The sequence below is a fragment of the Ruegeria sp. G7 genome (genome assembly GCF_056535465.1).
The window spans coordinates 128,817-140,412 of the sequence record NZ_JBQFIL010000003.1 but is presented as its reverse complement, the minus strand read 5'-3'; the positions used below and the strand labels follow the sequence as shown (position 1 = coordinate 140,412).

The 11,596-nt window shown below is 57.5% G+C and carries 10 protein-coding genes and 2 pseudogenes; 6 read left to right on the top strand and 6 right to left on the bottom strand.

What is annotated here, in order from left to right; translation table 11 throughout:
* Positions 1 to 364: 364 nt before the first annotated feature.
* Positions 365 to 577 (bottom strand): hypothetical protein, encoded by a 213-nt coding sequence (locus ACR3EN_RS21010; protein ID WP_480918502.1) that lies wholly within the window; start codon positions 575 to 577, stop codon positions 365 to 367.
* Positions 578 to 647: 70 nt separating this feature from the next.
* Here ACR3EN_RS21010 and ACR3EN_RS21005 point away from each other — a divergent pair, with 70 nt between their 5' ends.
* The 4 genes and pseudogenes from ACR3EN_RS21005 to ACR3EN_RS20990 all read left to right on the top strand — a co-directional run bounded on the left by ACR3EN_RS21005 (position 648) and on the right by ACR3EN_RS20990 (position 4,024).
* Entirely contained in the window at positions 648 to 1,394 is a 747-nt protein-coding gene (locus ACR3EN_RS21005; protein WP_480918531.1) for an acyl-CoA dehydrogenase family protein, read from the top strand.
* Positions 1,391 to 1,810: an acyl-CoA dehydrogenase family protein gene (locus tag ACR3EN_RS21000; RefSeq protein WP_480918530.1), complete on the top strand. Its 420-nt coding sequence runs from the start codon at positions 1,391 to 1,393 to the stop codon at positions 1,808 to 1,810. Before ACR3EN_RS21005 ends, ACR3EN_RS21000 begins: the two co-directional genes overlap by 4 nt.
* 3 nt (positions 1,811 to 1,813) lie before the next feature.
* A pseudogene (locus ACR3EN_RS20995) lies at positions 1,814 to 2,898 on the top strand (CaiB/BaiF CoA transferase family protein).
* Between the two features lie 118 nt (positions 2,899 to 3,016).
* Positions 3,017 to 4,024, top strand: a complete 1,008-nt coding sequence (locus tag ACR3EN_RS20990) for a zinc-dependent alcohol dehydrogenase family protein (RefSeq protein WP_480871162.1) — start codon at positions 3,017 to 3,019, stop codon at positions 4,022 to 4,024.
* A 28-nt stretch (positions 4,025 to 4,052) separates the two neighbouring features.
* Here ACR3EN_RS20990 and ACR3EN_RS20985 read toward each other — a convergent pair whose 3' ends face one another.
* From ACR3EN_RS20985 to bktB, 5 genes and pseudogenes are all read right to left on the bottom strand, one after another.
* Positions 4,053 to 4,538, bottom strand: coding sequence for a hypothetical protein (locus ACR3EN_RS20985; RefSeq protein ID WP_480918529.1), 486 nt, complete (start codon positions 4,536 to 4,538; stop codon positions 4,053 to 4,055).
* The gene (locus ACR3EN_RS20980; RefSeq protein ID WP_480918528.1) at positions 4,492 to 5,424 is read right to left on the bottom strand and encodes a glutathione S-transferase C-terminal domain-containing protein; all 933 of its coding nucleotides are present in this window, start codon (positions 5,422 to 5,424) and stop codon (positions 4,492 to 4,494) included. Before ACR3EN_RS20980 ends, ACR3EN_RS20985 begins: the two co-directional genes overlap by 47 nt.
* A 21-nt stretch (positions 5,425 to 5,445) precedes the next feature.
* The gene (locus ACR3EN_RS20975; RefSeq protein WP_480871121.1) at positions 5,446 to 6,555 is read right to left on the bottom strand and encodes a glutathione S-transferase N-terminal domain-containing protein; all 1,110 of its coding nucleotides are present in this window, start codon (positions 6,553 to 6,555) and stop codon (positions 5,446 to 5,448) included.
* A gap of 80 nt (positions 6,556 to 6,635) precedes the next feature.
* Positions 6,636 to 8,051: an aldehyde dehydrogenase family protein gene (locus tag ACR3EN_RS20970; RefSeq protein WP_480918536.1), complete on the bottom strand. Its 1,416-nt coding sequence runs from the start codon at positions 8,049 to 8,051 to the stop codon at positions 6,636 to 6,638.
* A 74-nt stretch (positions 8,052 to 8,125) separates the two neighbouring features.
* Positions 8,126 to 9,309 (bottom strand): annotated as a pseudogene (gene bktB / locus ACR3EN_RS20965) (beta-ketothiolase BktB).
* A 210-nt stretch (positions 9,310 to 9,519) separates the two neighbouring features.
* On the opposite strand from bktB, the gene ACR3EN_RS20960 reads away from it, so the two are divergent.
* Positions 9,520 to 9,795 (top strand): CoA transferase, encoded by a 276-nt coding sequence (locus ACR3EN_RS20960; protein ID WP_480918527.1) that lies wholly within the window; start codon positions 9,520 to 9,522, stop codon positions 9,793 to 9,795.
* Positions 9,677 to 11,587 (top strand): CoA transferase, encoded by a 1,911-nt coding sequence (locus tag ACR3EN_RS20955; protein ID WP_480918526.1) that lies wholly within the window; start codon positions 9,677 to 9,679, stop codon positions 11,585 to 11,587. The genes ACR3EN_RS20960 and ACR3EN_RS20955 overlap by 119 nt, the downstream gene beginning before the upstream one ends.
* Positions 11,588 to 11,596 lie beyond the last annotated feature (9 nt).

Here is an 11,596-nt window from a genome sequence, read left to right as displayed (position 1 = left end):
TTTTCAAGCGTAAGGCTGCCGCCGTCGAAGGCGGTCATTCTTGGACCTGTCATGAAGTCTTCCTCCTCATCGCTCGCGCACCGAGATGCGCTTTGGGTGGCTGACAGTTGCAACTCCAACGCGCGCGGTAAATGAAATTTCATTTCGACAAGTGAAACGCTTGGATTGTGAGGCGCCCTAGGTCATTTTGGGGTTTGCAACTGCGGCGCTCAAAGTGAGCCAAATCACGTGCGAAAGAGCACAGGCGATGGAGGAGTGACGCTTATTTGGGTCGCTGCCTTCGCATCCCAAAGGTCTGAGATTCGTGTCGTCTGAAAAGGAGTGCGGCGTCCTGTTCGACGCCAGCTTCTCCGCAAACGGTAATCTACTGATGATCCAACCGCTGCCTTTGCAGTCCAAGCGCGCATGCTGCAACACATTGGTTGCCGCCGCCAAAACGCGATATGATGGCAATGACCTTGGCATCGGCTGCTTCCGCCTCAATGCCCGCTTCGACAGAACTGCCAAGAGCATGGCTGCTACCCATTTTCACTTGTTGAAATGCTATTTCATTTACTTCCCGGCGAACTGTCCGCATGCTTATGCGAGGGGATCGGTCTGCAACAAACGCGACCAGCGGGCTGACCGGACATGCTTGGAGTACGGCGATGAATTTTTTACTAAGCGATGAGCAATTGGCGCTGCAGGACATGGTACGGCGTTTTGCCCAAACGGAACTGCCGTCGGTTGCCAAACAGGTAGAGGTCGAAGACCGCTCACCTGGCAAAGACGTGATGAAGAAATTCGCCGATCTGGGTCTGCTTGGCGTCAACCTGCCCGCAGAATATGGCGGCGGTGGCATGAGCCATTTCGATGCCGTCCTGGTGCTTGAAGAGGTCGCCAAGATTTCGATTGGGGTCGCGTTCCCGATGTTCGAAAGCTGCTTTGGTCCGGCGCTGGCAATTGCGAATTTTGCGCCCGAAGCAATGCGCAAGCGCGTTTTGCCAAGAGTCTGCGCTGGCGAGATGGTCGTCGCGGTGTCAATGTCGGAACCCTCGGCGGGCACGGCACTGACAGATCTGAAAACGCGCGCGGTGATCAATGGCGACACAGTCATTCTGAATGGCACCAAGCGCTGGTGTTCGGGCGCAGGGCACGCGGATGCCTACGTCGTCTATTGCCGCCTTTCGGACGATCCTGGCGCAAAGGGCATCGGAGCTGTGCTGGTAGAAAAAGGCACAGACGGGTTCTCTTTCGGCGCTCAGGAGCGGCATATGGGGTTCCGCGGTGTGAACAGCGCCGACATGTATTTCGACAATGTCGAAGTATCCGCTGACAATATCATCGTTCCCGCCGGCGGCTTTAAAAGCTCATGGAAGCCTTCAACCTTGAGCGCTGCGGCAACACCACCATGAGCATCGCAGTCGCGCAATCGGCCTTCGACTACGTGCTGGACTATGTGCAAGAGCGCGAACAGTTCGGAAAGCCCTTGGTCGATTTCCAAGCCGTACAACTGTCACTGGCCGAGATGAAGATGAAGTTGGACGCGTCGCGCCTGCTTTTGTACCGGGCCGTCGTGAACGCGCAAAGCAGTCTGCCCTCGGCGCAGGAAAGCCCAATTGCGAAATGCTTTGCCAACGAGATGACGCGCGAAGTGACTGGAAAGGCCATGCAACTGATGGGTGGATACGGGTATTCAACGCAATACCCGATCGAGCAGAAACTCCGAGACAGCTGGGGCTGGGGCATCGCGGGCGGCTCGATTGATGTTCAAAAGACCAACATCGCTTCCGCACTTGTCGGACGTCGCTTCAACCAACGGGCCAAGTAACCCGTGTCGCAGGATTCACCCCTCAGCGGATTGCGCGTCGTTGATCTCACGACAACGATTTATGGTCCCTATGCCACTCACTTTCTTGGTGATTTAGGCGCAGATGTCATCAAGGTTGAAGCTCCGGCTGGCGACCCGGTCCGGTTTGTGGGCCCAGCGAAGAACCCGGTATGGGCGCCCTTTTCTTGGGCGCCAACCGCAACAAGCGAAGCATTGTGCTCGACCTCAAGAATGACGGCGATAAGGACGTATTGTGGACGTTGATAGGAACTGCCGACATCCTGGTGCACAACATGCGACCCCAGAAGATGGCAAAGCTGGGGTTTGGCCCCGCGGCGGTGCTTGAGCGGTTCCCGGAACTTGTCTACGCGGGTCTGCATGGGTACGGCGAAACCGGCCCTTATGCCGAGCGGCCAGCCTATGATGACGTCATTCAAGGAGAGGCCGGGACAGCGGAGACGTTCCGCCTACGCGATGGCGCGCCCGCTCTGATCCCCTCGATTGCGGTGGACAAGGGTACGGCGACCTTCGCGACCACGGGCATCCTGGCGGCGCATATCAAGCGCCAGGCCACAGGCAAGGGTGTTTATGTCGAAATCCCCATGTTTGAATCCATGGTTGGGTTGAACTTCGTCGAGCATCAATATGGAGGCATGTTCAAGCCCGCGGAGTCGGAGTATGGCTATCCGCGGATGTTGTCTGAGTTTCGGCGGCCCCATCAAACCTCGGACGGCTATATATGCATGCTTGCCTACACCGACCGACAATGGGCGGCTTTCTGGGGGCTTACCAGTCGCCCAGAACTGGCCGAAGATGCACGCTTCAAGGAGATGAAGACGCGCAGTCAGCACATCGGGTTGATCTACGAAGAAGCGGGCAAGGAAATGCGCTCCCGAACGACCGAGGACTGGCTGACGTCGCTCGCCGCGAACGATATTCCTGCCGGGCCGGTCAACACGCTTGACGATGTACGGCGCGATCCGCATCTGAACGCAATCGGTTTTTCGAGCATTTCGACCACGAGACCGAAGGTCCGCTGGATGTTCCGGGATCGCCGTTCCGATTTGACAACGAGCGACCCAGAATGAGGCGAGGGCAACCACAGCTGGGTGCCGACACTGCGTCCGTCTTGCGCGAAGCCGGCGTCGACGAGGAAACCGTCCGAGCCGTCATCGCCCGCAACGGGGAGACATCATCGTGAAGGCAATGCAGATCGAAGGGGATTGGGGAACCGCCAACATCCGTCAGGCGACGAAACCTGATCCTGTGCCTGGCCCAGGCGAAATCGTCATCGACATCGAAGCGATCTCGATCAATCCGCGTGACAAGGTCATGTCTGAGGGTGGCTATGGCAAGCGTGGCGGCAGCCTTCCTCTTGTCCCTCTTTGTGATGGGGCTGGGCGTGTCAGCGCTCTTGGCGATGGCGTGAGCGACGTGGCGTTGGGGGATCTGGTGATCCCGTCCTATTCGCGAACATGGATGTCGGGGACGTTTCAGTCGAGCAGTTTCACCGGTGCACATGGCGGCCCATTGGACGGGATGGCGCAGGAAAAGATCCTGATCCCGGCGGCTTGTGTGGTCAAAGCGCCCGCGCATCTGAGCGCGCGTGAAGCAGCGACCTTGCCCTGTGCGGCGGTGACCGCGTGGAATGCGTTGATCGCGCAGGGTCAACTTCAGGCGGGGCAGGTTGTCCTGCTACAAGGAACCGGCGGCGTTTCGCTTTTCGCATTGCAGATTGCCAAAGCAATCGGGGCGCGGGTGATTATAACATCGTCCTCGAATGAAAAACTGGAACGTGCCCGCGCGCTCGGGGCGGATGACACGATCAACTACCGTGAGACACCTGATTGGCACAATGCATCTCGCGAGATCACAAAAGGTGAGGGGATCGACCATATCATCGAGATCGGCGGCGCAAAGACAATGGCCAACTCCCTTCGAGCGATCAAGCCGAGTGGTGTCTTGAGCCTGATTGGCATTCTTGGCGGAGCCAAACCGGAACTAGAGTTGGCGCGCGTCGTGACACGAAATGTCCGCCTTCAGGGCGTGACCGTAGGAAGCCGCGAGATGCTTGCCCATCTTGTCCGCGCGATGGAAGTCAACGCGATCCACCCGGTGATCCATGACACGGAATTCGCCTTTGATGCGGTCGGAACGGCGCTGGATGATCTGTCCAAAGGTGCACATTTTGGCAAAGTCGTTTGCACGCTTTGAGTGTTGCGATGGAATCTATGCCGGCGCATTAAAGTGCCTGGTCTCGCGATAGCTGAGAGGCACGGGCGGGGCCTTTTTGCAGGGGTGGCGCAGCGTAAAGCATGGCCCCGCGGCGTTTCACGCGGCAGTTCGACAAGCGCTCGTTCAACTCCACAAGCTCAGCACCATTGGGCCATTGGGCAAGAAATCCCTTTAGGGCCGTGCGCCCGCCATTTGCGCAGCACGCATCGATGTAATCGCTGAGCCGCTGAAGCATCCAAATGTGGTTGGGGACCAACATACGCTGGCTCCGGACGCCGCCAATTTCGAAGGACACCGTTAGGGGGCCATCACCGCGCTGAGCGTCCTCAAACCCATTGGAAGCCATGAAGGACTTGTGGGGCAGCGGGTCGCCAGGATTGACGTCATGGGAGGCATAAAAAGCGGCTAGCCGATCCATTGAATTGCGCAGCACCGGCCAGAATTCGTCAAAGAAAACAGCCAGCAAGGACGAAAGACTCGGGCACCGTGTCATCGGCCAGCACCTTGCCATCATCTGAGGACGCCGGTCTGGGCTCGAGTTTGCCACCGTCGTTGACGACATAGATCTTCTGCACATAACCGAGCGCATTGAGGTCGTTGGCCCCATAGGTTCGCTCGACCCACTCTGCGACGAGAGGGAAACGGGTGCGCAACTCGACGCCTGGAACGGGATCGCGATAGATATGGGCGTAGAGCGGCGCAAGCAGGCCAAAATCACCGACCGACGGCGCCCCGCCAAGGGTGAAATCGTGATGATCCAGGTGGGCTTCGAAGGCTTCCATCATACGAATGTAGCTATCGTAGAAGGCCTGTTCGGTTTCCGGGTTGATACCCATGTCGCGCAGACCGGCGAGCGGGCCACGGGTGACGTCGTCGGGGCGGTCGATGCCCAGGACACTTTTGAACATTCTCTTTGCCAATGCGCGGCGGCGGCGCGGACGGCACATCGGGCGGAAGATCGCGCTCCACTGCTGAGCATTGAACTCGATATGGTTTTCCGTCGACGCGTCCAATGCATAGTGCCAGCGCGCCCAGAACCCGTAGTTAATGAGCCATTCATCGCCCAGAAATTCTAACAGGAGCGAGGCGACGAGTTGCCTGGGCGACGATATCTCGGGCACTATGCGCGGCTCAGGGTGCACGCGATCAAGGTGATCCATGATTTCGCTGGAATCCAGCAGCCATTGCCCGTCCGGCGTCTGCAGCTGTGGCAAAAGGGTGGAGCCCGTGTTTTTGAGCAGGAAGTTAAAGACAATATCCGTCGTGGCCAGAATGTCCTCGTAGCCTTCGGGCAGGGCGCCTGTTTTCTGTTTGTACTTCAGAGCCGCCCGCACTTTGCCGGAAAAGTAACTGATCTCACGCGAGAATAATCGGTACATGGTGTCCTCGGATTTGATTGCTCAGTTGGACGGAAAGGCGCGGTTCAACTTTGGTTGCGGCGGATGCGCCTGATTGGGGATGGGCTGCGCATGACCCTCGGCGTCCCTGAAATGGGCCAGAAGACCGACTTCATCCAACACCCCGTCCAGCAGATCATTGCGCAGCGCTTGATAGCGTGAAATCAGGACGCCGCGAGATCGGCGGGTGTAATCGGGCAGCGGAACGGGCGCTTCGTTGCCAAAGGCAGGGGCGGCGCCCTGGTCAAGTGCCGCCGTGATCCAAGGGGTGTAGTACATGGCGAGCGGTCGGATGAGAGCGACAAGGTCGTCCCGCATCCCGCCGGCATCCTGCCAGTTTCCGAAGCTGGTTTCTTCGGGCTCGGATAGGAGATGGGTATAATGCACCACTTCAGGCGCTGTGACATCGACCAGCTTGCGGCAGGAGACATCGCTTATGAAATGCGCGGAGTTACCGCCATAGAGCGCGATATCTGCCAGAGCGGGTCGGTCGCCGAACAGAAAGCGGTACTTGCGCACATGGGCGCCAAGTGCCGTCATCCAGGGCACGATTTCGGCGTCGATCCACGTTTGCATCATGGACTGGGGTAGGCCGAATTCGATGCAGGACCCAATCATGCGGTCCATTATGTTTTGCCGGACGGTTTCACAGTCTTGCTCGACAAAGACAGTATAGTCGCGGGCAAGGTCCCAACCGGCCTGCATCGCATTTTCGGCGTCATACCAGCGCCACGCCACGGCCGGCCGGTAGAGCCATTCGTCCGAATAGTCGTTGAGCAGGTGGCTCAGAAAGCTCAGCGTCGGGTCGTCTGGCGTGACACACCTGTCGGGGTAAACGGCATCGAGGTGCAAGATGATGGCGGTGGAATCCCACCAAATCTGGTCGGTTTGAGTTTCTACAACGGGGATACCACCCGGCCAGCCCGCATCACTCAGATGTGGCAAGGTACTGTTTCGGCGAAGACGCCAAGGGAGGCCCTTATACGTCATGTAGCCGATGACTTTTCGCGTGAAATAGGACTTTGTGCGACCGTAGACGCGAAAAAACGGTGTCTCTCCAACTGTCAGAACCCACTCCTCCCTTGAGTTTCTCGGGCCTAGATGGCCGTTCAACAAATCATGCTTTGATCCTGTTCGATTTTGGCACGTGCGTCCTGTGCCGGTGAGCGGTTTGCTTCAGCCGACATCTGAATTCACATACGTCGTTTTGCGTTCCGTGAAGAACTCAATCGCTGCATAGCCTTGTTCCTTACCCCAAAACCACTGGAATGACGGCCGCCGAAAGGCACGTGAAAGTCTAGTCCAGCGGTTGGTGCATTCACCATCACGAGACCAGAGCGCGACTGCTTTCGAAAATACTCTGATTTCGCGAGCGACGTTGTGCAAACGCCGCTCGACAGACCGAACTCCGTATCATTGGCGATCGACACCGCGTGTTCGAAGTCGTCGGCGGTAATGACGGCAGCAACCGGGCCAAAGATCTCTTCCCGGCAGATACGCATATCGTTGGTTGCGTTCACGAAAAGCGTCGGCTCTAGGAAATACCCTTCATTCGGTAGATCACGCTTGCCTTGTGCTGTTGCGATCTCGGCCCCTTCCTGTTTTCCGATCTCGATGTAGTTCTGGACGATCCCGCGTTGCGTCTCAGAGGCTGATGGGCCGATCTCGGTCCCTTCTTCAAGCGCGTCGCCTACTTTCAGCGCATCAGTCTTGGCTGTCAGTTTTGTGACGAATTCGTCGGCCACGGCGGCTTCGACAATCAGGCGGCTGGAAGCCGTGCATCGCTGGCCAGTCTGGTAAAAAGCGCTATCAAGCGCACAGTTGACGGCAACTTCCATGTTCGTGTCGGAGGCGATCACCAGCGGGTTTTTTCCGCCAAGCTCGAGCTGGCATTTTTTCATCTGCTCAGCGCAGCGTCGCAAAATCGCCCGTCCGGTCCTGTTCGAACCAGTAAAGGTGATCGCGTCGCAGCCATCCACGACGCTGTCGCCGATTTCGGACCCAAAGCCAGACACCAGGTTGACCACGCCCGGTGGTAGGCTGGCGTGATCGACGGCTGAGACAAGGGCGTGCGACATTGCCGGCGTAAGCTCGGCTGGTTTGAAAACGACCGTGTTACCATAGGCCAGAGCGGCCGACATCTTCCACGCGGGAATAGCAATCGGGAAATTCCATGGTGTGATAATCCCAACAACCCCAACCGGTTCGCGACTGGCCATGACGCTGAAGCCGGGTCTGAGACCGGGCAACAGTTCGCCGGGTGCCCTGAGAGTTTCTGCCGCGAAGTACGAGAAGCACTGCGCGGCGCGACGCACCTCAGCGATACCATCGGCGCGGATCTTGCCTTCCTCGCGCGCAAGAAGTTCGCCAAATGTCTCCTCGTTCGCTGCAAGGTATCTTGCGACGCCGTCGAGGCAATCGTGGCGCACCATTGGGGTTGCATTGGCCCAGGCCGGTAGGGCTTTGCGGGCCGCTTCGATGGCCTCTTCGACTTGGGAATTATCTGCGACAGCGAAACGGCCAATGACATCGGAAGGACGAGACGGGTTCAGGTTCCGTTCGACAACACCGGAGGCGCGCCATTGCCCGTTGATATAGTTCTTTGTCATTTTTTCTCCCTCACTGAAGATTGAGGTCGGGAAGGTGCCACGAAAAGAGCAGCAGCCTAGCCGGGCGTTGGATGTCAGGACCGAAGGTTCTCTACGATGAGGGCAATTCCCTGTCCGCCGCCGATGCACATGGTTGCGGCGCCGTATTTGCCGCCCGTACGCATAAGCTCATAGAGAAGTTTGGTGGTGATGATCGCGCCACTGGCCCCGATGGGATGCCCGATTGCGACCGCGCCGCCGTTAGGGTTGACTTTTGCCGGGTCCAGGCCGAGTTGCTCGGTCACAGCGCAGGCTTGAGCGGCGAAGGCCTCGTTGGACTCCACAACGTCCAGGTCGTCAACGCTTAACCCCGCGCGGGCCAGCGCTGTCTGCATCGCAGGGACCGGACCCATCCCCATGTACCTGGGGTCCACGCCTGCGTGCCCATAAGACAGGACGCGCGCCAGCAGAGAGATATCCTTGTCACGGGCCGCGTCAGCGCTCATCAAAACGAGCGATGCTGAGCCGTCATTGATCCCGGACGCGTTGCCCGCCGTGACCGCGCCATCCTTTTTGAAGACAGCACGCAGCTTGGCCATGTCTTCGAAGGAGGCGTTGGGGCGGACATGTTCGTCGGTGGCGAAAACTCTCTCCCCCTTACGGGTCTTTAGCACAACGGGAATGATCTGCTCTTCGAAGTACCCTTTTTCGATTGCTGTGCTGGCTCGCCGATGGCTTTCGACGGCAAACTCATCCTGCTTTTGCCGCGTGATCGCGTATTTCTCGGCCACATTCTCGGCCGTAATTCCCATATGCCCATGACCAAACGGGTCGTGGAGGGCCGCAGTCATCATGTCGACCGCCTGTGTGTCACCCATCTTTGACCCCAACGTGCGGCGGGGATGACATAACCCGAGCGGCTCATGCTTTCGGTTCCGCCGACCAAAACACAATCGGATTCTTTCATGCCGATGGCCTGGATACCCGAGACAATTGCCTGCAGCCCCGACCCACACAGCCTGTTCACGGTCAGTGCTGAGGCGGCTTCCGGCGCGCCGGCTCCGATGGCGATTGTGCGCGAGACATACATATCGCGCGGTTCCGTATGAATGACATTTCCGTAAAAGACCTGCTGTATCTCAGCGGCTTCAATGCCCGCGCGTTCAATTGCGGCCTGGGCCGTCAGAACCCCCATGTCCGTCGGCGACAGATCTTTCAAAGAGCCTCCGAAGCCTCCAACTGCGGTGCGCGCGGCTGATGCAATTACGATGTCTTCCATGGTCGTTCCCCAAGCCCGGATCAGACGTGCTAAACAGACTTTTGCCTCGGTCGATCAGTGCCTTCCGGCACAGCAGAAAGGCAGCGGAAACCCGCATCTCCTTGGATGTCGATTTTGTTGCACGTTCTGCAAATTCGATCTTTCCAAGTCTGTCTAGTTTTCGCTAACATGTAAATGAAACAATATTTCACTTATTGAAATGAGGTGGCCATGAGACTAAATGAGGCGCATGTCGGAGCTCTTGCCGGTGTCCGGGTTCTGGACCTTAGTCGAATCCTGGCCGGCCCGTGGTGCACGCAGATCCTTGGCGATCTCGGCGCGGACGTCGTAAAGATTGAGTCCCCGCAGGTGGGGACGATACGCGGAGATGGGGCCACCCTACACGCACAAGGAAGACGGAACGCGGGCAGACGCCGCCTATTTCGCGTGTTGCAATCGAAACAAGCGCTCCATGTGCTTGGACTTTACCGATCCCAAAGATGCTGACCTCGTCCGGCAGTTGGCGGCCAATGCCGACGTGATTGTAGAGAACTTCAAGCTTGGAGGGCTTGCCAAGTACGGTCTCGACTACGGCTCTCTCAAAGAAATCAATCCCAGCATCGTCTATTGCTCGATCACAGGCTTTGGTCAGGATGGACCATACGCGCATCGCCCAGGATATGACTTCCTTATCCAGGGCATGGGCGGACTAATGAGTATCACGGGCGCTCCAGACGCTATGCCCGGTGGCGAACCGACGAAGGTGGGCGTGGCAGTGTGCGACTTGTTCACCGGAATGAATGCGGTCACCGCTATTCTGGCGGCGCTCTATCATCGACAGATCACAGGCGTCGGGCAGCATATCGACTGTTCGCTGCTCGACAGCCAGGTTGCCATGTTGGCGAACCAGGCGTCCAACTGGCTAAACGGCGGCCAGGTGCCCGGTAGGCTTGGTAACAGTCACCCCAATGTGGTACCCTACACTGTGTATCCGGTGAAATCGGGGCATATCATTATCAGCTGTGGCAATGACCGACAGTTCGTTCGGTTGTGCACGGCGCTGAGCCTCGAAGAACTGGCGGACGACCCTCGTTTTGCAAGCAACGAGGCAAGGATCAAGAACCGCGAAGCCATTGATGCTGCGATTGCTAACGCCACCACGCAGCTTGAAAAAGACGAGGTCATCAAGCTCTTGGAGATGGCTGGCGTGCCCTGCGGGCCAATCAACACTGTGCCGGAGGTCTTTGAGGATCCGCAGGTAATGTCTCGTGGTATGCAGATCAGCCAGAGGCGAACAGATGACACAGTCTTTAAGACAGTCGCATTCCCCGCAAAGCTCTCTGCCACGCCAGCAAGCTACCGAAGGCCGCCACCGGAGTTGGGCGGTAACCAACAACAAGTTCTTGACGACTGGCTCGGGAAAACCGAACTAGTGCAGTCTACGCAGACCTCTGTGGCCAATGACTATTGGCGTCCCCGCTGCCTGAACAGGACGAATGAAAAAATGGTATCCTACAAACCAGTGACAGCCGCCTTGCGGGTTCTAGAGGTTCTTTCCTCTGTCAATCGTCTTGATGGGAAGGCAACTGTCGGCAGCATCCACTATCAGACCGGGATAGACAAATCTACAATTGTCCGGATGTTGGAGACGCTCATCAGCGCTGGCTATGTTGTTCGCAATGAGGCCTCAGCCATTTATCGGGTAACCGGTAAATCCATGTCCCTCAGTTCTTCTTACGATAGGAAGCTTGTATTCGTCGACATTCTAACCCCCATCCTGGGGGAGTTTCGCGAAGACATCGGATGGCCTTCGGACGTCGCTCTTTTGGATCATGATGCAATGGTCGTGGTTGAGACTTCGCGGGCATCCGGCCCGCTTTCGTTCAACCGTTCTACGGGTTATCGCGCACCGCTTCTAGGCACTAGTCTGGGCTTGGCTTACATCGCTTATTGTTCGCCCGAAAGGCAGGCAGAAATTTTGGATTGCATTCCGGATGACGGCGCACCTTGGAATGATCTAAAGAAAGATCGAGAAGCCTTCAGCGCCCGGATGCATGAGGTGCGTGAGAAAGGCTTTGCGACGATGGACGCTGCCTATTCTCAACGCGAGTACTCTAACCGCATCTTTAGCATTGGCGTTCCCATTCGAAACGAGGAGCGCGTCTTTGCTTCGATAAACGTCATTTATTTGAAGCAGACCATGAGCCCCGAGCGGGCCCAAGATATGATCCTGCCAAAGCTTGTGCAGGTGTCCGAACAAATGTCGACGGCGTTGGCGTATCGTGCGGAACCTGGCTAGGCCACAAGC

Excerpts from the sequence above, each read along its gene's own strand:
- ACR3EN_RS21010 (WP_480918502.1), bottom strand. The coding sequence starts at position 577 with ATGCGGACAGTTCGCCGGGAAGTAAATGAAATAGCATTTCAACAAGTG.
- ACR3EN_RS21005 (WP_480918531.1), top strand. The coding sequence starts at position 648 with ATGAATTTTTTACTAAGCGATGAGCAATTGGCGCTGCAGGACATGGTA.
- ACR3EN_RS21000 (WP_480918530.1), top strand. The coding sequence starts at position 1,391 with ATGAGCATCGCAGTCGCGCAATCGGCCTTCGACTACGTGCTGGACTAT.
- ACR3EN_RS20990 (WP_480871162.1), top strand. The coding sequence starts at position 3,017 with ATGCAGATCGAAGGGGATTGGGGAACCGCCAACATCCGTCAGGCGACG.
- ACR3EN_RS20985 (WP_480918529.1), bottom strand. The coding sequence starts at position 4,538 with ATGACACGGTGCCCGAGTCTTTCGTCCTTGCTGGCTGTTTTCTTTGAC.
- ACR3EN_RS20980 (WP_480918528.1), bottom strand. The coding sequence starts at position 5,424 with ATGTACCGATTATTCTCGCGTGAGATCAGTTACTTTTCCGGCAAAGTG.
- ACR3EN_RS20970 (WP_480918536.1), bottom strand. The coding sequence starts at position 8,051 with ATGACAAAGAACTATATCAACGGGCAATGGCGCGCCTCCGGTGTTGTC.
- ACR3EN_RS20960 (WP_480918527.1), top strand. The coding sequence starts at position 9,520 with ATGAGACTAAATGAGGCGCATGTCGGAGCTCTTGCCGGTGTCCGGGTT.
- ACR3EN_RS20955 (WP_480918526.1), top strand. The coding sequence starts at position 9,677 with ATGGGGCCACCCTACACGCACAAGGAAGACGGAACGCGGGCAGACGCC.